The 21,528-nt window shown below is 42.7% G+C and carries 18 protein-coding genes and 1 pseudogene; 2 read left to right on the top strand and 17 right to left on the bottom strand.

Annotation, left to right across the window (positions count from 1 at the left end):
• Window positions 1-92 precede the first annotated feature (92 nt).
• The 5 genes from ACNEUN_RS04975 to hrcA all read right to left on the bottom strand — a co-directional run bounded on the left by ACNEUN_RS04975 (window position 93) and on the right by hrcA (window position 5,242).
• Complete coding sequence (locus ACNEUN_RS04975) at window positions 93-932, bottom strand: inositol monophosphatase family protein (RefSeq protein ID WP_463631233.1); 840 nt, start codon at window positions 930-932, stop codon at window positions 93-95.
• A gap of 99 nt (window positions 933-1,031) precedes the next feature.
• Complete coding sequence (serB, locus tag ACNEUN_RS04970; protein WP_463631293.1) at window positions 1,032-1,685, bottom strand: phosphoserine phosphatase SerB; 654 nt, start codon at window positions 1,683-1,685, stop codon at window positions 1,032-1,034.
• 25 nt (window positions 1,686-1,710) lie between these two features.
• Window positions 1,711-2,694, bottom strand: coding sequence for a methionyl-tRNA formyltransferase (gene fmt, locus ACNEUN_RS04965; protein ID WP_463631231.1), 984 nt, complete (start codon window positions 2,692-2,694; stop codon window positions 1,711-1,713).
• A 78-nt stretch (window positions 2,695-2,772) separates the two neighbouring features.
• Window positions 2,773-3,921: a molecular chaperone DnaJ gene (dnaJ, locus tag ACNEUN_RS04960; RefSeq protein ID WP_427877124.1), complete on the bottom strand. Its 1,149-nt coding sequence runs from the start codon at window positions 3,919-3,921 to the stop codon at window positions 2,773-2,775.
• Between the two features lie 109 nt (window positions 3,922-4,030).
• On the bottom strand, window positions 4,031-5,242 hold the full coding sequence (hrcA, locus tag ACNEUN_RS04955; RefSeq protein ID WP_463631291.1) for a heat-inducible transcriptional repressor HrcA: 1,212 nt from the start codon (window positions 5,240-5,242) through the stop codon (window positions 4,031-4,033).
• A gap of 259 nt (window positions 5,243-5,501) precedes the next feature.
• On the opposite strand from hrcA, the gene tkt reads away from it, so the two are divergent.
• Both tkt and tal read left to right on the top strand, forming a co-directional pair.
• Complete coding sequence (gene tkt, locus ACNEUN_RS04950) at window positions 5,502-7,601, top strand: transketolase (protein ID WP_463631229.1); 2,100 nt, start codon at window positions 5,502-5,504, stop codon at window positions 7,599-7,601.
• A 209-nt stretch (window positions 7,602-7,810) separates the two neighbouring features.
• Window positions 7,811-8,914, top strand: a complete 1,104-nt coding sequence (gene tal, locus ACNEUN_RS04945) for a transaldolase (protein WP_419399090.1) — start codon at window positions 7,811-7,813, stop codon at window positions 8,912-8,914.
• A gap of 131 nt (window positions 8,915-9,045) precedes the next feature.
• Here the strand turns inward: tal and ACNEUN_RS04940 are convergent, their stop codons facing one another.
• From ACNEUN_RS04940 to ACNEUN_RS04885, 12 genes and pseudogenes are all read right to left on the bottom strand, one after another.
• On the bottom strand, window positions 9,046-9,573 hold the full coding sequence (locus ACNEUN_RS04940) for a hypothetical protein (protein ID WP_463631227.1): 528 nt from the start codon (window positions 9,571-9,573) through the stop codon (window positions 9,046-9,048).
• A gap of 37 nt (window positions 9,574-9,610) precedes the next feature.
• A complete protein-coding gene (locus tag ACNEUN_RS04935) occupies window positions 9,611-10,198 on the bottom strand; it encodes a hypothetical protein (protein ID WP_463631226.1) in 588 nt (195 codons plus the stop codon).
• A 90-nt stretch (window positions 10,199-10,288) separates the two neighbouring features.
• On the bottom strand, window positions 10,289-10,789 hold the full coding sequence (locus tag ACNEUN_RS04930) for a hypothetical protein (RefSeq protein WP_463631224.1): 501 nt from the start codon (window positions 10,787-10,789) through the stop codon (window positions 10,289-10,291).
• Window positions 10,790-10,919: 130 nt separating this feature from the next.
• Entirely contained in the window at window positions 10,920-11,438 is a 519-nt protein-coding gene (locus ACNEUN_RS04925) for a hypothetical protein (protein WP_463631222.1), read from the bottom strand.
• 547 nt (window positions 11,439-11,985) lie between these two features.
• Complete coding sequence (locus ACNEUN_RS04920) at window positions 11,986-12,816, bottom strand: HAD hydrolase family protein (RefSeq protein WP_463631220.1); 831 nt, start codon at window positions 12,814-12,816, stop codon at window positions 11,986-11,988.
• A gap of 57 nt (window positions 12,817-12,873) precedes the next feature.
• A complete protein-coding gene (gene secG / locus ACNEUN_RS04915) occupies window positions 12,874-13,122 on the bottom strand; it encodes a preprotein translocase subunit SecG (RefSeq protein ID WP_004119067.1) in 249 nt (82 codons plus the stop codon).
• 75 nt (window positions 13,123-13,197) lie between these two features.
• On the bottom strand, window positions 13,198-13,989 hold the full coding sequence (tpiA, locus tag ACNEUN_RS04910) for a triose-phosphate isomerase (RefSeq protein WP_427877139.1): 792 nt from the start codon (window positions 13,987-13,989) through the stop codon (window positions 13,198-13,200).
• Between the two features lie 306 nt (window positions 13,990-14,295).
• The gene (locus ACNEUN_RS04905) at window positions 14,296-15,501 is read right to left on the bottom strand and encodes a phosphoglycerate kinase (protein WP_463631217.1); all 1,206 of its coding nucleotides are present in this window, start codon (window positions 15,499-15,501) and stop codon (window positions 14,296-14,298) included.
• Between the two features lie 219 nt (window positions 15,502-15,720).
• Window positions 15,721-16,659: a DNA-binding protein WhiA gene (gene whiA / locus ACNEUN_RS04900; RefSeq protein ID WP_427877143.1), complete on the bottom strand. Its 939-nt coding sequence runs from the start codon at window positions 16,657-16,659 to the stop codon at window positions 15,721-15,723.
• 130 nt (window positions 16,660-16,789) lie between these two features.
• Window positions 16,790-17,650: pseudogene (gene rapZ / locus ACNEUN_RS04895) on the bottom strand (RNase adapter RapZ); the annotation flags it as partial.
• 152 nt (window positions 17,651-17,802) lie between these two features.
• Window positions 17,803-18,984 (bottom strand): shikimate dehydrogenase family protein, encoded by a 1,182-nt coding sequence (locus ACNEUN_RS04890; RefSeq protein WP_463631215.1) that lies wholly within the window; start codon window positions 18,982-18,984, stop codon window positions 17,803-17,805.
• 9 nt (window positions 18,985-18,993) lie between these two features.
• Window positions 18,994-21,516, bottom strand: coding sequence for a primosomal protein N' family DNA-binding protein (locus ACNEUN_RS04885; RefSeq protein ID WP_463631213.1), 2,523 nt, complete (start codon window positions 21,514-21,516; stop codon window positions 18,994-18,996).
• Between the last annotated feature and the right edge of the window lie 12 nt (window positions 21,517-21,528).

Here is a 21,528-nt window from a genome sequence, read left to right as displayed (position 1 = left end):
CCGCATAAATAGTATGTTATAACGTCATAATATTCGTTAAAAAAATATAATACAACACACAAATACAACACGAAACACAAGTAGATTATTTGTTACTTCAAATACGGTTTTAACTCTTTAATAAGCAAACCGTTAGAAGCCACAACATCATTCTCTCTACGCCAGTGAATAGGACTTCCATCCCACTGACACACTTGACCCTGTGCTTCTTCAACCACTACAGCTCCAGCCGAAACTGCCGGAATATCCCACTGATGCAAATGCGGCTCAAAATACGCATCATAAGTACCGTCAGCCACTTTGCACAAGTCAAGAGACGCAGGCCCAATGCGCTTAATATCTGCAGGACATACCTCTTCAATTGAAGAAACCACGTCAAGCGCGCGCTTAGATTCACCCGGTATGTAAGACATTCCGTAGCAAACCACAGATCCCTGCAAAGTTGAAGTCGTAGAAGGAGTAATTTTCTCGCGTTTCTCTCCTTGCGGAGTCCTACGAATACGAATCGCACCCTGACCTTTTGCAGCCAGATAAGTCAATCCCAATGCAGGAGCGTGAACCACTCCAAGAACCGGCCTAGCTGAACCCTCATGATTGAATTCAAAAAGCGAAACAGTAAGAGTCCACTCTGCCATATCGCGATTGAAATTAATCGCACCATCAACAGTTCCTACACACCAGAAGCGGTCTCCAGGATTACAATTTTCTGGACGATTGCGCCAAAAACCCTGAAAAGTATTAATGTAAGTTATACGATTCTGTATAAATCGAACGAGCTTATCTCCTAAATCAGAATTAGACTTAGTAAGATCTCCCAACGCCAAACGAGTCATATCGCGCGGACTAAGCTGATCTTGATAAGCATGCTTACCAACATCCTCAAGAATGCGCGCAACCTCAAGAGCAACCTCACGCAAATTCACTTCAGTCATACACCCCATACCTTCTACCGTAAAATCTCTACTGGTATATTATAGTTTATTTAATACTTTTTCGAAAATCTTTACTATATTTTAATCGTTTAATTAAGATCACTTAGCGTTTAAAAAGCGCAGTACCGCACTTAAATCGCGCGTGCAAATATGGTAGGCTGTTGCAGCTTCTACCGCCGGTTTTGCGCAAAAAGCTACGCCCAGTCCAGCATATTTAATCATGGAAATATCGTTTGCTCCATCACCAACTGCGACAGTTTGATATTGCGCAATTTCAAGCTGATTTGCCCACGTTTTTAGCGCCTCAACTTTTGCGGATTCGTTCACAATATTTCCAAGAACATTGCCAGTTAACTTTCCTTCTAAAGTTTCTAAATGGTGAGCAACCCAAAAATCGATATTCAGATTCGGCAGTAAGTCATCCAATATCTCGTGAAAACCTCCAGAAACTGCACCAACTTTCCAACCGTGCGCATGAAGAGTGTCAATTAAAACATTCGCGCCTTTAGTTACGTGAATTTTAGAAATAATACGCTTTTTACACTCGTCAATATTTAAATCTCGAAGCATGCCAACTCGCAAACGCAAGGAAGTGTCGAAAGTAATTTCCCCACGCATTGCTCGCGCTGTAATAGCAGAAAGCTCACTACCGCATCCTGCTTCTGTGCCAAGCAAATCAATAACTTCTTCCTCAATAAGCGTGGCATCAACGTCCATAACCAAAAGTCCTGGTTTAGACAAAGTTGGCAACATCGAAGAAAAGTTCATACTCATAATTTTATGCGCAGTAAGCTGCTGCAGAAAGTCTAGCTCCACGCGCCCAATCAGCCGCCTTCATAGCTTTCTTACCTTGAGCTTTAACCTCAATAAGCTCCAAAGCCTCAGTTGCAGTACCAACCCAAACATTATGTTTTCCAACAAAAAGCTCACCAGGCGACAACTGGCCAGATTTTGGAGTATTAACATTATTGGAATCAGCAATAGCAGACTTCAACACATGTAAAGTAGTGGAATTCTCCTCATTTTTAGAATCTTCGCGCATAATGCACCAAGCACCCGGATTAGGAGTACAAGCACGAATCTGGCGGTCAACCGCAAAAGCAGGAGCATCAAAACGAATATGCGCATCTTCAACAGTGATTTTATCAGCAAGCTCGAATGCAGACTGATCCTGCTCAACAGGAACTATGCTACCCGAGTACATTCCTTGAAGCGAAGCAGCTAGCAGAGAAGCACCGTCGTGAGAAAGTCTAGTAAGTAAATCACCAGAAGTTTCATGCTCACCAATGCTCGTAGTCATTTGAGAAAGAATAGGACCGCAATCCATGCCGCGCGTTATGCGAAAAACAGTAGCGCCCGTAATATCATCTCCTGCCCAAATTGCGCGCTGCACAGGAGCAGCACCACGCCACTGCGGAAGAAGCGAAAAATGAAGATTATACCAGCCAAGCGGCAAAGCATCTAAAACATTCTGGCGCAGAATCTTGCCATAAGCCACAACAGCGGCAGCTTCAGCACCAGTCGCTTTAAGAGATGCTATACAAGAATCCTCATCACTAGGATTGCACTCAAGTACAGGCAAACCCAGCTCAAGAGCAGCTTGCTTTACAGCACTCGGCATTAGCTTCCTACCACGACCAGTTGGAGCATCAGGTCGAGTAAGTACAGCTTTAACATCGAAGTGCTCATGATCTTCAGCCAAAGCTCTAAGAGATGGCACTGCAACTTCAGGAGTTCCAGCAAAAAGTAACGACAAAACCATACTTACTACCCCAATTACACATATAAACTATCTTAAAGATTGAAACAGTCACTCAGCTCAACTAATCACTCAGCGCAACTAATTAGAAAAAGCATCCTTCAATTTTCCGAAGAATCCCTTACGATCTTCACTCTGCTTAGGAACAGGACGCTGTTTAGGAGCTTTAACAGAAGCGTCATGTAATTTAGCAAACTGTTCCATAAGAGAACGCTCATTTTCATTAAGTTTCGTAGGAGTTTCCACAATAATATGCGCAACAATATTTCCTCGCGAATCAGAACGCAATTTCGTTACGCCAAGATTACTAATAGTAACAGTATCCTCACTCTGGCAGCCTGCAGGAATAATAATCTTTTTAACACCATCGAAAGTATCAATCTCAGTTTCATGACCAAGAACAGCCCAAGTCATTGGCACATCGATCCAACAATGCAAATCATCGCCTTCTCGAGTAAACTGCTTATCTTTACGAATATGAATATCCACGTACAAGTCGCCAGCTGGGCCACCACATTCTCCAACAGCACCCTGGGAAGCTAAACGCAATCTTGAATCATCATGGATTCCAGCAGGAATATTAACACCAACTTCGCGTACAGTACGCACACGGCCGTGACCCATGCAATTTTGGCAAACATGCTCAATAACATCGCCATGACCTTCGCAACGTTCGCAAGGCATTGACGAAACCATTTGGCCGAGCATAGTTCGAACCACTTTCTGGCAAAAACCAGAACCATTACATTGCTTACATGTTACAGGCTTACTACCGTCGGAAGAACCAGAACCATTACAATCCTTGCACACACCAAAAGTAGTTACACGCACGCGAGCATTTCCGCCAAAAATAGCGGTTTTTAAATCTATATTAGTCTCAGTAAGCGCATCTGCACCCGGCTGTACGCGCGAAACAGGACCTTGAGATTCGCCAAACGAACCACCGAAGAACTGGCTGAAAATATCACCCATTCCCATGTTCGAAAACGTACTAGAACCAGCTCCAGCACCTGCAGACGGATTATTAGGATCTACACCCATATCTACCATACGACGCTTTTCTGGATTTGAAAGCACATCGTACGCAGCATTCACTTCTTTAAATTTATCTTCAAATTCAGGACCTGCAATATCAGGATGATACTTGCGACTCATCTTTCGATACGCCTTGCGAATATCATCTTCGCTTGCGTCATGATCAACACCAAGAATCTTATAATAATCAGTCACTTAATATTCCCTTATAAAACCTGTATTTTATTAATAAACTCCAACTATTGTGCCATAAGGCACAGTCAGTAGAATGCCGCTAGTTTAAGTATTTATAAATATACAAAAACTAGCGAGTTTTAGATATAAAAGCATTCAAATACTTAGCAACCGCTTTTACAGCGCCCATAGTAGCAACATAATCCATATGCTGCGGACCAATAGAACCGATAAAAGCAACTGGCGAAGAGGCATGCGAGTCAGAAATCACATCACAAGTCGCACTGATCTCACTAACTTCAGAATTATCATCAGAAACACTTATATCAGAACCACTTACATCTGAACCATACCCATATCCGCTAGTCACAATCGAAGCGTTAAGCAGGCCAGGAGTATGCGTTTCTGAACCGATAGCAACACTTACTCCATTTGCGCAATCACTAGCCTCCTCGCTTAGAGAAGTCATAAGGCGCATAATTACAGCCTGCTCTTCAAGAGCATCAAAAAGCGAAGCAAAATCAGTCATAGTCTGCCTATGAGCAAGCTGAGAAGCACCAGCAACATACAAGTCGTGCGCATGCTCACCATTATGCATATCATCAAGCGCATCTGCCAAACCACAAATAAGCGCATCAACAGTACGATTAGAAACATAATCAGCATTAGCGTAATTAGTTACGCAAGAAGGCGTAGCACAAGACTTTACGCAAGAAAGAGAATATGATGCACCATATTTAGATGAATCAGAATGAACTGCACTAGAAAGAGCACGAATCTTACGGGCGGCAATCTTTAAGGAACAACCCACGGAGACCTCATTAACAAGAGCAATCACCTTATAAAGATCTTCTGCACAAATAGAGCCAACTTGCAACATATGCTGTGCAACGCCGCCAGTATCAGTAATCACAACAACAAGAAGCGTAGTAGTAGAAACTTGCACAATCTCAATATGCCGAACAGTTGCACGAGAAAGAGCAGGAGAAGCAACCAGCGCAACCTGTCCTGTAATACTTGCAAGAAGTTTTGCAGAACGCTGTAACGTATCTTGTAAACTAACAGAACCGCTCAAAAAACTACGTATTGCGCGCCTTTGAGCTTCAGAAAGAGGAATAACCGCAGCTAAACCGTCAACAAAATAACGGTAACCTTTTTCTGTAGGAATCCTACCGGCGGAAGTGTGAGGTTGAACTAAGTAGCCTTCTTCTTCCAAAGCAGACATGTCATTACGAATAGTTGCAGAACTTACACCAAGATTATGATTTTTTGCTAACGAAGCAGAACCTACAGGCTCCTTAGATTTTATATAATCTTCAACAACTGCACGGAGTACCATCATGCGTCTTGACTGCATCAATTCACCTCTCATGTAATTCCGTGTACGGTAGAGCTTAGAAAAACAAGCTCCTTACATGTTACACAACATTTTCTATTGTAGTCTTTTTCACAATCACTCAACAGCACATAAACGCAAACTTTTGACACACTTTGTAACATATTCGTCGCATATGAAAGATAGGATTGAAGGGCAATGAGAGGGTAAAAAGCCAGCGTGAGCTGTGCTTAAAACCCGGATTATTGGAAGGAAAGTAGATCACATGACCGATTTCAACTGGTCTGCATTAGACGAGCGCGCCGTAAAAATGGCGAAGGTTCTCTCGGCTGATGCTGTTGAGCGAGCAGGACACGGACATCCTGGCTCCCCTGTTTCATTGGCACCAATTGCGTACACTCTGTACCAGCACTTCATTAAGCACGATCCTGCTGACCCAAAGTGGGCTGGCCGCGATCGTTTTATTCTTTCTGGCGGTCACGCTTCGCTTACGCAATACGTGCAGTTGTTCTTCTCTGGTTACGGCTTGACTCTTGACGATCTCAAGTATTTCCGTGGCGGCGCTGACACGCGTACTCCAGGCCATCCAGAGTATGGCTTAACCCCAGGCATCGAAATAACAACTGGTCCTCTTGGCCAGGGTCTTGCTTCTGCTGTTGGTTTCGCTTACGGCCAGCGCTTTGAGCGCGGTCTTCTCGATCCAGAAGCTCCAGCCGGCACTTCCCCATTCGATCACAAGGTTTGGGTTATCTGCGGCGAAGGCGACGTTGAGGAAGGCGTTTCTTCTGAAGCTGCTTCCTTGGCTGGAAACCAGAAGCTTGGCAATTTGACTGTAATCTTCGATGCAAACCACATTCAGATTGAAGGCGACACTAAGCTCACCTTCTCTGAAGATATTCTTGCTCGTTACCGTGCATACGGTTGGTACACCGATGAAGTTAGCTTCATCCAGCCAGACGGCTCCTACAAGGAAGACGTTCAGGCTTTGGCTGCTGCTATCGAAAAGGCTCAGGAAGTTAACGATAAGCCTCACTTCATTAAGGTTAATACTTTGATTGCTTGGCCAACCCCAGGCAAGACCGACAACGAAGCTTCCCACGGCTCTAAGCTTGGTGAAGAAGCTGTTAAGGGCTTGAAGGAACTTTGCGGTTTCGACCCAGAAGTTTCGTTCCCAATCGACGAAGAAGCTTTGGCTCATGCTCGCAAGGTTGCAGAGCGCGGCTTGGCTGCTCACAAGGCTTGGGATGAGGCTCTTGCAAAGTGGGCTGCTGCCAACCCAGATAAGGCTGCTCTCTACGAGCGCATTAAGGCTGGCAAGCTTCCTGAAGGCTTCGACAAGGCTATTGACGACTTGGTTGCTGGCTTCGAAGTTGGATCTAAGGTTGCTACTCGTAAGGCTTCCGGCGCAGTTCTTAACGCAATTGCTGCTGTTATGCCAGAACTTTGGGGCGGTTCCGCTGATTTGGGTGGTTCCAACAACACCAACATTAAGGGTGCTGACTCCTTCGGCCCATCCGAGGATGCAACTCGCACTTGGCCAAACGTTTCCGAGTACGGTCGTCAGCTTCACTTCGGTGTGCGTGAATTCGCAATGGGTGCTATTACCAATGGTATTTTGCTTGGTTCTGACACTCGCCCATTCAACGGCACCTTCTTCCAGTTCTCTGACTACGAGCGCCCAGCAGTTCGCTTGGCTGCTTTGATGGAGATTCCAAACCTCTACGTTTGGACCCACGATTCCGTAGCCTTGGGCGAAGATGGTCCAACTCACCAGCCAATCGAACACTTGGCTGCTTTCCGCGCTATTCCTCAGCTTGAGGTTGTGCGCCCTGCAGATGAGTATGAGACTGCTGAAGCTTACCGCTACTTCTTCGAGAAGAAGAACAGCTACCCAACCGCTATGATTTTGACTCGCCAGGGTGTTCCAACCCTTGCCGAGACTGCTGAAAAGGCTCGCGAAGGCGTAAAGCACGGCGCTTACGTTTTGGTTGATTGCGAAGGCACTCCAGACGTAATCATCATGGCAACCGGTTCCGAAGTTCAGTGGGCTGTTGCTGCTGCCAAGACTTTGGCTGCAGAAGGCGTTAAGGCTCGCGTTCTTTCTATGCCATCTCTCGAATGGTTCGAAGAGCAGGACGAAGAGTACAAGGAAGCAATCCTTCCAAAGTCCGTCAAGGCTCGTGTTTCCATCGAAGCTGGCTTGGCATTGCCTTGGTACAAGTATCTTGGCGATTGCGGCAAGGCTGTTTCTATCGAACAGTACGGCTTGCAGGGTGACGGCGGTCAGAACATGATCGACTTGGGCATTACTGCTGAGCACGTAGTAGAAGCTGCTAAGGCTTCTATCGAAGAAGCTCGCGCTTAAGATAGAAAGTAAGCAAAATAAAGCTTGATGTATCAAAATAAAATTGATTCATCACAAAACTAGAAGTGCTAATTTAGCTACTTCACAAGAGACAGCGACGGCGTGTTGATGCCGAGCTACCGTTGGTTCTGCATCAACCGCTGTTTCTTGTAAAAACGCCAAAATACCGACGTGCCCCAATTGGTGGAGCACAGTGTTAAGGAGATAACATGACTGAAGCAACGCAGCGCACCAGCGATTCCGGCGTTTCTATTTGGTTGGACGATTTGTCCCGTACCCGCATTGAGTCCGGTTCTTTGCAGGATTTGATTGCTAATAAGAATGTTGTTGGCGTTACCACCAACCCATCCATCTTCCAGAAGGCTTTGAGCCAGGTTGGCCCATACGATGCACAGCTTAAGGAACTCGGCAAGGTTGATGTCGAAACCGCTATCCGCGAGTTGACCACCACTGATGTTCGTAACGCAACCGATATCTTCCGCGAGATTGCTGAAAAGACTGATTTCGTTGACGGCCGCGTTTCCATCGAAGTTGATCCACGCTTGGCTCACGATACTGCTAACACTGAGAAGCAGGCTGAAGAGCTTTGGGCAAAGGTTGATCGTCCAAACGTTATGATCAAGATTCCTGCAACTTTGGAAGGTCTTCCAGCTATCACCGCTACCCTCGCTAAGGGTATTTCCGTGAATGTAACCTTGATCTTCTCCCTCGAGCGCTACGAGCAGGTTATTGACGCCTTCATCGAAGGTATCGCTCAGGCAGATGCTAACGGCCATGACTTGAAGCACATTGGTTCCGTAGCTTCCTTCTTCGTCTCCCGCGTTGATAGCGCTGTTGACAAGCTCCTCGAAGCTAACGGCTCCGATGAAGCTAAGGCTCTTGAAGGCAAGGCTGCTGTTGCTAACGCTCGCTTGGCTTACGAACTCTTCGAGAAGAAGTTTGCAGCTGACCCACGTTGGGCTGCTCTTGAAGCTAAGGGCGCAAAGAAGCAGCGTCCTCTTTGGGCTTCTACCGGCACCAAGAACGCAGCTTACTCCGATTGCAAGTATGTTGACGAGTTGGTTGCTGAGCATGTTGTTAACACCATGCCAGAGAAGACTTTGAACGCTCTTGCTGATCACGGCAACGGTGCTCCTTCCGTTAAGGGTACTTACGAAGAGAGCCACGCTGTTATGAACAAGCTTGCTGAGCTTGGCATCAACATCAAGGACGTTACCGACAAGCTTGAGGCCGACGGTGTTGCCGCCTTCATCAAGTCTTGGGATTCCGTGATTGCTGACGTGCAGTCCGGCATCGATCGCGTAAACGCCTGATTTGATTAAATCATTAAATAAATAACAGAAGCCGCACATGCATTTGGATTTAATTCCATCGCATGTACGGCTTTTGTTTTTGTGTAGTTGTCCGAAAAATAAGTACCACACTACATCCTAGTAATGTTTAATTAATTCTTTTTTTGAGAGTTACCATATTGAATCATATCGTTAACGCTATCCCTGCTAATCAAGAGTATAACGCGACAATATTTAGATGCGTCGATGTGGGAATTAATGTTTGTAAACATACCTGGATTATATATTTCACCGCACTTATCGGAAGGGCTATATCTCATGAATACTCCATAGTCGCCATGGAAATAAACACTTACACCTTCCTTATTATTCTCATAATCTTTTTTCAATTTTTTTAATCCATCTTTCAAGAAAGAATCATTCGGAGCAATAGAATTAGCTAAACAGCTTACTTTATCAGCAAAGTCATCAAAAGACGAGAAATTATTCTTTATATAAATATCTTCCTTATTATATAAAGGCTCCTTAGCAGACTCTGTTATGCCACAATTAGTAGCACCTAAACCAACAGCGCCATCGCTTTTACTTATAGCACTGACATTATTACTGTTAACACCACAGCTGCACAAACACATTACAGCAGCAACTGCAGAAACAGATGCAACTATTCTCTTAAACATGCTAAAACAACTCCTTCGCAACAAATAAAAACTACTACTATCGTGTTCGATAATTCATCTTAGAATTTAACTTATTAAAATAGTCAACACTGAAAGCAAGAAACTCAATACCTCTACAAGGGCGTGACGCTATTACATACGAACGTCCAACATAATTAATAAACGCGAGGTCATTTTCTTTAAAGTAGTCATTAAGATTATCAGGATTGTACTTGCTGAATGTTCTCTCAACTTTAGAAGCTAATTCTAAAGCTTTAGGATCATCAGGATTTAATTCTCGAATAACACAAGGAATAACTTTAGTCAAAGAATGCAATATACGACTACTATTTTCTCTAGAATACTCAGGTACAGTGTTATCATCAACGTAACCAGGATCTTCTACGTATTCTTGGTAAGAAAGTGCAGTATGTCCCAAATATCCAGATGAGACTTGCCATTCAGGGATATTGCATGCAATAGCTGCCTCCCTAATAGTTACAGTTCTAGAAGGGTTAGTGCCATTGTTAACAGAACCCATAGCAGTTCCACCAGTTTGAGAAGACTCTCCACACGCGCTCAAACCGCACATGCAACTGAGCAATACAGTCAAACAGCTAGAAACAATCCTATACTTACGTTTCACTTCATACTCCTTATCACTACTTAACGCTAAGTGATGCCACTTCGCACTACTTAACGCTACCTTGCAATATTTCAAAATATTTCGCAATATTTATTTCAGACTATTCAATCGATCAAGATTTAACTTGTTAAAATCTTCTTTCTTCATAATAAAAATATAATTATAACAATGTGCCTCATCGGAATTGCCACTGCACTTCACTAAAGGAGATGACCAGTAGTAGTACTCTTCAGGATCATCATTGTATTGATCAATTGCAACAACATCCGAATTTAAATATCTAAAAGAACCTGCCCCTGTTGTGTACATATTATCTTGATTTGCAGTAGAAATATTAGATTTTAGCAAGCACAACTTAGTTTTGTTAAAATCATTAATAGTTTTAAAACCATTAATAATCGCCATGTCATATTTAGAAAATACAGGGTCTTTTACAACCTTTAATCCACATTCCGCAGCTAACGATTTAATAGGATCCCCCGACGTACTCGAAGAATTTATTTTATCCTTATTCTCACCGCAGCCAGATAAACCTGTTAAGGCTATTGATAAAGATACTGCAAAATATATAAATTTTTTTGCTCTACTCATAACTGCTAACAACTCCATTATTTATACATATAGAATCTAATAATCAATGTCTGATGCCGATATTATGAAATACGAACTAACTCAATAACATTTCTGACATCAAACGGATGATTTGCTAATAAAAAAATGCTTATTTAAGTTTTACTATTTTTATACCCTCGTAAGTAGGATATACGTAATAAGTGTTACCCAAATATGGTGGCATATATTTGTCATAGTTTTCAAAATTAACAGAAAGAGTTCTGATATCTAAAGATTCTAGTTTATCGCTAAATTTCTCTGCAACTGGGTCTCCAGGATTAACATTTTTTATAGCACAGGCATAATCTTTCTTAAATTTCTCTCCAGAAGCATCTTGGTCTCCATCTATAAGAACTGCATCAAAGAGATAGTCATTTTCATCAGATTCCAATTGCTTGAAATTGCATTTTTTAGCTACTTCTTTAAGAGATATAGTTTCTGATGAATTCTTACTACCAGCGTCATTAGAAACGGAAGAGCCACTTGCAGGATCCGAAGCATTAGTAGATTCAAAACCGCCATTAGCAGGCATATCACTAGCAGAAGGCTCACCACACGCGCTCAAACCGCACATGCAACCAAGCAATACAGTCAAACAGCTAGAAACAATTCCATACTTACGTTTCACCTTCACACTCCTTATCACTACTTAACGCTAAGTGGTGCCACTTCACACTACTTAACGCTACCTTGCAATATTTCGCAATATTTAAAAACATCACAAAGCAAAATTTTCTCTCAACACTTGCAAATATACTCCAACAGCGCTGTAACATCTATAGCGCACTTACAAATGTTAAAAAAACGTACACGCACGCAGTACAGTTTTCTGCACAAATAACACTCGATGCAGTTTATTCATTGCTGGCACAGTTTGTCTTTTGTAGATGCGGAAGTATGAGAACGTGCCTAGCGCAATTTCTTTGTCGCTTGCTTAAAACTGTCGAAAACACCAAATCATCTGATGAAATAAACAAAAAGCAAGCCCAAACTGTCGAAAACACCAAACCATTTGGTGAAATAAACAAAAAGCAAGCCCAAACTGTCGAAAACACCAAATCGACCGATGTTTTCGACATTTTCTATCAACTGAGTAAGCGCACACGACAACCTGCTTTCACCCAGTAACAGCGTGTGAAAAAGATCCGTACGATTTTGATAATTTCAATAAACAGCTAGAGTAATTCGTTTTGAAGCCAGCTAGCAACGCCATCGTCGTTGTTAGAAGCGCAAACTTCGTCTGCAATAGCAAGAAGCCGTGGATTACTATTCGCCACCGCTACCCCATATCCTCCGGCACGGAACATGTCAATATCGATAATATCGTCACCAAAAACAACAGTCCGGCTAGGCTTTACGCTCAAACGCTCACAAATAACATTCAACGCGTGTCCCTTGTTTGCAAGAGGATTTGTAAGCATCCACAAAACATCTTCGCTAATATGCAAGGAAAAATCGTCTGGAAGAGCACTCTGCAAACGCAATTTTTCACTATCTCGCGGAACAATAATTATTTTGTCTGCAATACCATCTGGAATATCGCGAAAATCAGTGCGAATAAAATTACTTGACTTCCACAATGTATGTAAATCGAAATTAGTGTATCGAATATCATTCATAACAATACCTATGTGTAACGTAGGTATTGCGCAAAGTAGATTCAAGCAAACTTCACAAGCGCGCTTTGAAGAAAAACCGAATCGAACTACTGAATCAGACTGATTTTGAGAAGACAAAACAGATTCGCTTGAATTGTTAGCATCAAAATCTATTAGCGCACCATTCAAATAAGCGCAAACGTCAGCATTAAGAGACTTTATTATGTTAAGAGCAGCACAAACTGGACGAGCAGTAATAATAGCAAAAGGAACTCGAGTTTTTCTTTTAACTTCAGAAACAGCATCAATAGTTTGCTGAGTTAAAAACCTATTCTCGAAAGCGTCTGCATCATGCAGCATTGTGCCATCCAAATCCGCTACTATAAGAGACGGACTGAACATCAACATTAGCGCACCACTTTTTACAAAAAAGCGCGGCCGAAACCGCGCTATTTAAAAACAATCTTAAATCAATGAGAACTTAGTCATCAAATTCAGAGCCACAATCACAGCAACCCAGATGAGTGCAATAATCACAGTCCATCGATTCAAATTCTTTTCTGCAACACCAGAGCTACCGGCATTCTTGGTTAAACCGCCACCGAACATGTCGGAAAGGCCGCCGCCCTTGCCCTTGTGCATCAAAATCAACAAAGTGAGCAAAATGCTAGTAAGCACAAGCAGCACCTGCAAAATAATTTTTACAGTGGACACAACCAACCTCCTGTTTTACAGTACTTTAAGTAGCTTAGTAAAAGCCTTTGACTACCGACACATATCAACATTAATCTACTGAGCGGCTGCAGCAAGACGCACAATATTAGCAAACTCATCAGCATCAAGTGAAGCACCACCGACCAAAAATCCGTCAACATCAGGCTCAACAATTAAGCTGGCTGCATTAGATGAAGTAACAGATCCACCGTAAAGAATACGAATTTTATCTGATACTGCATTTCCAAAAGTGTCACGTAAATCTTCACGAATAGCTGACGCTGCCTCTTGAGCAGATTGAGCAGTTGCAACCATACCCGTACCGATAGCCCAAACAGGCTCGTATGCAATAATCAAACGCTCCGCTTGCTTTGCGTCTAAATCGCGCGTTACGTCATGAACTTGACCTACGGCAAAATCTAAAGCAATCCCCTGCTGACGCTCCTTAAGACTTTCACCAACACAAAGAATAGGCTGCATTCCAGCTGCGAGCACAGCACGAACCTCATCTACAATATTTGCGTCATCTTCAGGATGATATTTTCTGCGCTCAGAATGACCAACAATAACCATTGAGCAGCCCAGACTTGCAAGCATATCTGCAGACACGTCTCCAGTAAAAGCTCCCTGCGCTGTTACAGAAACAGTTTGTGCACCATATTTTATACTAAGCTTATCTGATTCAATTAAGACTTGTACGCTACGAATTGAAGTAAAAGGCGGCATAATAGCTACGTCACAATTAGAATAGTTGAAATGCGATTCGCGAAGTTTCCAAGCGAATTTTTGTACAAAATAAGTAGCTTCACGATGGTCGAAATTCATTTTCCAATTACCGACCACTAAAGCAGTTCGATTGGATCTCATGATCATCCTTCTTACTTCAAACTAAACTAAATACGTAACTTCTACTTTATGATATTTTCTTTAAGCTACTTCTTTAAGCTATTTCTTTAAGCTATTTCTTTAAGCTACTTCTTTGAGCTACTTCTTTGAGCTACTTCTTTGAGCTACTTTCAGCGCGCTTAATTTAAATTGTGCCGACTCATTTCGATAAGCATTACGCAAATCTCCATAAGCCGGCACAATCTTAAATAGCAAATTATATTAATTAATTTAATTAACTAACTAATTAACTAATTTTTAGATTTAGACTACTCGCCTAATTGCTACTTACTCAAGTACGCTCAAGCCTGGAAGAGTCTTACCCTCCAAGAATTCGAGGGAAGCGCCACCGCCAGTGGAAATGTGCGAGAAACCATCTTCTGGGAAGCCAAGGTTACGAACTGCAGAAGCAGAATCACCACCGCCGACGATAGTGAAAGTGCCGTTCTTAGTGGCATCAACTAAGCCTTGTGCTACAGCGCGAGTACCGGCTGCAAACTCTGGAACCTCGAACACACCCATAGGACCATTCCAAACAACAGTCTTAGAATCAACAATCTTGTCGTGGAAAAGCTTCTGAGAATCAGGGCCAATATCCAAGCCCATCTTGTCTGCAGGAATAGCGTCAGCTGGAACTACTTCTGGAGCAACTGGGGTGTCTCCTGCTGGGAAGCCAGCGTTCACAACAATATCAGTTGGAAGAACAAGCTCAACGCCATTCTTCTTAGCGGTTTCAATGTATCCCTTAACTTTCTCGAGCTGATCTTCCTCGAGCAAAGAAGTACCAACTTCGTGGCCCAAAGCCTTGAGGAATGTGAACACCATACCGCCGCCAATAACAAGACGATCAGCCTTAGAAAGCAAGTTTTCGATAACACCGAGCTTGTCGGAAACCTTTGAACCACCAAGCACGACAGTCAAAGGACGCTCTGGGTTTTCAGTTGCGCGAGAAAGTGCCTTAACTTCCTTCTCAACAAGCAAACCTGCAGCTGCTGGAAGATCGGCAGCAACATCGTAATTTGAACCCTGAGCGCGGTGCACAACGCCGAAGCCGTCGGAAACAAACACGTCACCAAGAGAAGCAATCTTCTTGGCATATTCAGCACGCTCAGCCTCATTCTTGCTTGTTTCTTCAGCGTTGAAACGAACGTTTTCAAGCAAAACAACGTCACCATTGTTCATGGCAGCAACCTTAGCTTGAGCATCCTCTCCATAAGTGTCTGCAGCTAAAGCAACATTAACGCCAAGAAGTTCACCCAAACGAGCAGCAACTGGAGCTAAGGAAAGCTCTGGAACAACCTGACCCTTTGGACGACCAAGATGAGCCATCAAAATCACCTTAGCACCCTGCTCACGCAAAGCCTTAATGGTTGGTAAAGCAGCACGAATACGACCATCATCAGTGATAGTCGTTCCCTTAAGAGGAACGTTAAAATCTGCACGAACTAAAACGCGCTTGCCGCTCAAATCTCCCAAATCTTTAAGTGTCTTCATTGGTATCCTTTCCAAAACATGCTGGCTAAATCGCTAAATCAAGCCTAGAATGTCAATACATGCCACGCGCAATTGTATCGCATAACTATAACATCTCATAAATTTTAAAAATGGCGCTGAAAGCTGAGAAAAATCAGCACTTCAACGCCAAAGATTTATAAAAGATTTATATTACTTTTGCAACTACTTCCGTAATTACGCTCGCAACTACTTTCGCTATTACATTCGCGATTTTTCAACTTTTGCAGAAAGCTGAAGAAGTCTACGAATTCGACCGGCAATAGCATCCTTCGTAATAGGAGGATCTGCTAAGTGACCAAGCTCCTCTAAGCTTGCGTCACTGTGTTCCAAACGCAAACGACCTGCCATAAGCAGATTATCTGGAATGTCATCACCCAAAATTTCGAAAGCGTGACGTACTTTTTCGCAAGCTTCAGCAGCAGCCTTCGCACTACGACGCATATTAGCATCATCAAAGTTTGCTAGACGATTAGCTTTTCCGCGAGCTTCTCCATCAGAACGCTTACCAGTCCATTCACGAGCAGAGCGAGGAGCACCAATCAAATTAAGCATGCGCTCGATGGCATCTGAATCTCGCAAAGTAACTCGCTCAGAGCTTCTAACCTGTCGAACTTTTGCAGTAATACCCAATCGCGCTGCCATAGCTTGCAAAGCGTTAGCTGCTTCATGAGTTGGGCAAACGACTTCCAAATAACTAGCTTTGCCTGGATCGGAGATAGCACCGTGTGCCAAAAAAGCTCCACGCCATGCGGCTTTAACTTGCGCAATACTTCCGCCGACAATCTCAGGAGCGAGTCCTGCAACAATACGCATTCTGCGGTCAAGAAGGCCGGCTTGAAGCGCAAGAGCAGCTGCACCTCTATCGACTAGAACGTCATATCTAACTACAGTTCCTGTAGGCGTTTGACGCGAGATTTGAGATACTGTAGCTTCGCGCTGGAAGTGTGAGCGTATAACAGCGACAAGCCAGTCCGCAGCAGACTGTGAGTCAAATTGTGCGCGGATAACGGCCTGATTATTTACTGGACGCAAACCGCCTCCAAAACGCATCATCGCTGCCGCTTGAGCCATAATGACAGTCGGGAGCTCATTATCGTTCGAAACGAGTTCGTTTTTGACGTCGTCAAGAAGAGCCAAGGGACAACCTCCTACTTTTGTTCTTCTTCAAGTATGCGTGTTGGATTCGTAGTTGATGCGCAAAACATCGACATGCTCGGCTTTCTGTGATACCGAATGCGCTGGACATTTTACATAGCTATCAAAACTTTTACGACCTATATTGTAGTTCACGTGCGGATACTGTAACTTGCAAACCGTGTAATCTAAGCCGCCTTGCAAGTTCTATACTAGCCGCTACAGAACGATGTTGACCTCCTGTACATCCTACAGCAATGGTCACATAATGTTTATCTTCTTTTGCAAATCCATCTATAGCAGTTAGTAAAGCCTTTTCGTACGAGTCAAGAAAAGCTTTAGCTGAAGGATTTGATAGCACGTAATCACTTACAGCTTTATCTCTTCCCGTTAATTCTCTAAGCTCTGGAATCCAGTACGGATTTGGCAAAAATCTCATATCAGCTACAAAATCAGCATCAATTGGCATTCCATATTTGAATCCGAAACTGAAAATGTGTACTGAAACTGTTGATGATCCTTTCCCAAGAAGAGCCTCATAAAGTTTAGTTGAAAGCTGGTGAATACTAAGAGATGAAGTATCTATGATAATATCTGCGCAATCTTTCAAATGTCCAAGAAGCTCTCGCTCTTCTCGAATTCCGTCGATAAGTCTACCACCGCGTTGCAATGGATGCGGCCTACGAACAGACTCGTAACGTTTTATGAGCACAGAATCAGATGCATCTAAGAAAAGTATGCGAGTCTTCACACCAAGATCGTCAATATGCCCTAAAACTGCGAATAAATCATCAAAATATCCTCTTGAGCGCACATCTATAACGGCAGCTAACTTATGTACTTTAGAGCCTGAAGAAGTCATCATGTCTACAAGAGGAATAAGAAGTTTTGGAGGTAGATTATCAATCACATACCAGCCCATATCTTCTAACGCGTTGGCAGCATGCGAGCGCCCAGCTCCGCTCATTCCAGTGATTAGCATTACTTCGAAATCGCTTGTTTGATTTAAGTCATTTAAGTCGTTTAAGTTACTTAAATTACTTGAATCATCATTTGTTACGCTTGTTGCGTTCGTCTTGTTTGTTTTCAAAGTTGCTTTTAATTTTTCACTTGGCTTTTTGCTAACATCATGCTGCTTACTAGCGTTCATAATGCCTCCTGTAATGCCTTTCGCATGCAACTACTTAAGCAATCGTAATCTGTAGCCTTGTCAGAATCATCTTCAGAATTATCTTCAGAATTATCTTCAGAATTATCTTCAGAATGCCTGTAATCAAACGTCATAAGCTTTACTTGTTCTAAAGCTTGACACAAAAGCATTTCTTCTCCGCCAATTCCGCATCCGTACTGTCTCCATACGTTAAGCAAAGCACTTGGACGCGGATCGTAAACTACGTCAAGCAATGTTCCTAATTTTTTTAATCCCTGATTTTGGCAGTATGCTTTTAGCGCTACTGCTAACCCATCTGCTACGTGCGCTGGAACAGTGCTAATTACTATATCCGCTTCTGCTATTGCGCAAATTGCGTCTGTTGAGCTTAGAGATTTCAAAATGAGAGATTTATCACATTCTGATAATTTTTTTGCACTGTGCTCAGCGAATTTTGAAAATACTTCTTCGCTTATTGTAGGAAATTCGATACCGCTTACCGGTTTGTAGTTACAATTACAGTTATCGCAATTCCCGTAATCTTCTATGCGTCTTTTATCTGGAAAATCATCGCAATATTTTTGAACAAGATTATTAAAACGTTCAACGCCTTTTATTTCAGCATCTTTTATTTCAGCACCTTTTATTTCAGCACCTTTTATAGTCCCACTATTCGCTACTCTCGCAACAACTTGCACTTTTTCAAGTTTTGAGATTTGCGCAATCTCAATCAAAGCTGCCATAGCAGAAGATGCAGTATTTCCGCTGCCAATAATAACAGCTTTTTTTACTTCACCTACGCTTTTCTGTAATGCTCTCCTAAACGTTTCTACTATGCCTCTTACGTCTGTGTTATACAGTTCGATTTGCGATTTTAAAGCAGTTGCTGGGTTGCTTATAAAAACTGCCGTATTTGCCACGTTAAGCGCGCTTGACCAGTAATCGCAAGATGTTCCGAGTTCCATTACCGTTTTTTTAAGCGGCATAGTAAGACTTAAGCCTTTCCAAGATTCATCTAAGTTACGAATAAAATTAGCTAACTCAGTTTCGCTTACTTTTTTCTTGCAATATTGCCAATTTGTAAGTCCTAGAGCTTTATAAGCCGCGTTGTGCAATACGGGAGACAACGAATGCGCAATCGGATCTCCTAAAACTGCGCAATTGTATATTTTTGACATAATCACTCCTCAGTACGCTAGTAAGTCTTTTGGATCAACACAAAAACGTAATTCTCCAGCAGCTCGTGTTGCTATGTGATGAGCTACTTCTTTTAGCAAACGATCCACTAATTCCTGCCTCCACGAAAGCGGAACTCTTACTACTGCTTTTACGCGATCGTCAAGTTCATCAAAATGCTGATAATTATCCGTAACAGGCGGATGCATAGGAACAACACCTAAAAGTGGTGGTATAACAATTGATTCTGCGCGAGAATTTTTTACGGAAGACTCAGAATCATCAGCACCAATGTCTATAGAAATCATCGGCAAAATTGCTGAAAATTGCGAGGACACTTCTTCATTGCTTTTCACGCTTTTATTTTCGTTTTTATGTGAATTTTCCTTTGCGCTAGGAATTGCACCAATATTGTGCAGTGCTTTCATTACAGCGTCACGCGCTCCCCACACGCATGCAGCACAAACGCTAGGAGGAAGACCTGCCTGACTTCGTTCATTAATTTCACGAGAGGCAAGTAAAGAAGGATTCCATGTAGAAAGAGTTTGTGCACACGACGAATATGTTTCTCCGATAAGAAGTACACTTCCGTCACGAGATTTTGGAGCACACAATGCTGCTGCGCGCATCCAAGCGTTAAGAGTATCTATTCTTGCATCGAGTCCTGTAGAATAAAGACTATTCCAAGCGTCTAGTATTGCAACAGTTTTATATTCTCCAGTAAAGCAATATGATTCTGCAGAAGATGAACTTTTTGAAGCGCTATTTTTCTGACTTGCAGATTTAACTCTCGGCTCTGCTCCAGGAGTTGCAACAACTATTACCGGCTTTTCTTCAATAACTTCGATAATACCGCCTGGTTGGTGAGGCGAAGATAGCAAAACTGGGACGTTTCTAAATAATCCTCTTAATTCTTGGGCAGTTCCAGCAGCACCAACTCTAAGCGCACGTATGCGATTAGAACCGCAATTAGCACAAGTCCAATCTAATGCACTAGCTCCACACCATTTGCATCGTGGAGAATTAATTTTGCTTATATCTAAAGGCCCCGTGCAGCGTTTACAGCGAGCCTGCGCGTGACAGTGTTCGCAAGATGCTGCCTGAGTTACTCCATCAGCCGGTATGGAAAGAAGAACAGGATACCCTTCATCTAAAGATTTACGTATAACCCGCACAGCAGTATGCGGAACCCTAGACCCAATGCTAGAGTCTGCAAGTCTTATAAGAGCCTCACGATTAAGTACACGAACCCAAGAAGAAGATTGCTTTCTTATGCTACTAAGTGGAGCAATAAGAGTACTTTTACCGCTTACTTGACTAAATTTAGAAGGCGAAAACTCGCTTTGAATTTCCCACTGACTTACAGCGCTTCTCATATAAGACATTGACACAAAAACACCATTGTGTGTTTTTGCTCTAAGCTTCATAACACCGCGAGCTTGAGCGTAAGGAACCATCCCATCCGCATACTGGTATGCGCAATCTTCAACAATAACGAATAGCGCGTTGCCTTCTACAGGAGCATACATAGCTGCTCTAGTACCAAGAACGCAGGAAACTAGACCTTGCGCAACTGCTTTCCAAGATCTATACCTGTCTGCTGGAGAATCTGCTGCGCAAAGACGCGCAACATCTCCTGAGAAAACTCCTTGAGTAGGAGACTTTTTATACGGTTTTAAACCAAATTCCATAAGCGCACGCATAAGATCATTTACTTCGCGCAATGTTGGTAAAACTACGCAAGCTTTTCGCCCAGAACTAATGGCTGTTGTAATAATCCAAGCTAAATCTTGAGCCCATCTAAAAGATCCAGGAAGAGCATCTACTACAAATGATTTTGCGTAAGAAGTTGCATAAGAACTAGCGTAAGTACTCGCGTTTTGCAGAAAACTTTCCGACGATCCTATTTTATTTTCGTAAGAAACTTTCTGTAACGCTTCTTTAAGCGCATTAACGTTACTATATGATGCTTCCATTCGAGCGTCGGTTGTGAACTTAACTTTTTCAGAGCCGTCGAAAACTGTTTCTGAATTGTACTCTCTGAGTTTTTTAGATAGCAAAGATAACGATGATTTGCTTCTTAAAGCATGAATCGAATCTAAAATTTGCTCTTTATCTACGCTAGCTACTCTAGGCGGTATTGCTAGGCGAATAATATTTGCAGGAGTGCCACCGTACGCTTCAGCAATAGCGCAAATATCATTACGCATTGAATTAGACACAATTGAGCCACCTGGAAGCACGCGATCTATAAATTTTAGAGCAGATTTTGGAGTACTCGTTTTATCAGATCTTCCCCAAATAATTCCGTTAACTCTACTAGCACCAAATTTTACGCGAACTAAACTTCCAGGTTGCGCAATCTCATCTTGCGATTGCGATACTAGATAGTCGAAAGTTTTTCCCAGGTGTAAAGCTTGAACGTCAAGCATTATATGCGCAATAGGATTAGAAGCAGCAATAGAAGTTTGCACAGTTTTTCTGCTGCGTTTAGCTTTTCTTTCTAAACCGTCTAATGATGGTTGCTCAAGCATTAACACATCCTT

The sequence above is a fragment of the Gardnerella sp. C0684A1 genome, assembly GCF_055326835.1.
This window is presented reverse-complemented; position numbering and strand designations above follow the sequence as displayed.

Excerpts from the sequence above, each read along its gene's own strand:
- ACNEUN_RS04975 (WP_463631233.1), bottom strand. The coding sequence starts at position 932 with ATGACTGAAGTGAATTTGCGTGAGGTTGCTCTTGAGGTTGCGCGCATT.
- serB (WP_463631293.1), bottom strand. The coding sequence starts at position 1,685 with ATGTTGCCAACTTTGTCTAAACCAGGACTTTTGGTTATGGACGTTGAT.
- fmt (WP_463631231.1), bottom strand. The coding sequence starts at position 2,694 with ATGGTTTTGTCGTTACTTTTTGCTGGAACTCCTGAAGTTGCAGTGCCA.
- hrcA (WP_463631291.1), bottom strand. The coding sequence starts at position 5,242 with ATGATGGTACTCCGTGCAGTTGTTGAAGATTATATAAAATCTAAGGAG.
- tkt (WP_463631229.1), top strand. The coding sequence starts at position 5,502 with ATGACCGATTTCAACTGGTCTGCATTAGACGAGCGCGCCGTAAAAATG.
- tal (WP_419399090.1), top strand. The coding sequence starts at position 7,811 with ATGACTGAAGCAACGCAGCGCACCAGCGATTCCGGCGTTTCTATTTGG.
- ACNEUN_RS04940 (WP_463631227.1), bottom strand. The coding sequence starts at position 9,573 with ATGTTTAAGAGAATAGTTGCATCTGTTTCTGCAGTTGCTGCTGTAATG.
- ACNEUN_RS04930 (WP_463631224.1), bottom strand. The coding sequence starts at position 10,789 with ATGAGTAGAGCAAAAAAATTTATATATTTTGCAGTATCTTTATCAATA.
- ACNEUN_RS04920 (WP_463631220.1), bottom strand. The coding sequence starts at position 12,816 with ATGTTGATGTTCAGTCCGTCTCTTATAGTAGCGGATTTGGATGGCACA.
- tpiA (WP_427877139.1), bottom strand. The coding sequence starts at position 13,989 with ATGAGATCCAATCGAACTGCTTTAGTGGTCGGTAATTGGAAAATGAAT.
- ACNEUN_RS04905 (WP_463631217.1), bottom strand. The coding sequence starts at position 15,501 with ATGAAGACACTTAAAGATTTGGGAGATTTGAGCGGCAAGCGCGTTTTA.
- ACNEUN_RS04890 (WP_463631215.1), bottom strand. The coding sequence starts at position 18,984 with ATGTCAAAAATATACAATTGCGCAGTTTTAGGAGATCCGATTGCGCAT.
- ACNEUN_RS04885 (WP_463631213.1), bottom strand. The coding sequence starts at position 21,516 with ATGCTTGAGCAACCATCATTAGACGGTTTAGAAAGAAAAGCTAAACGC.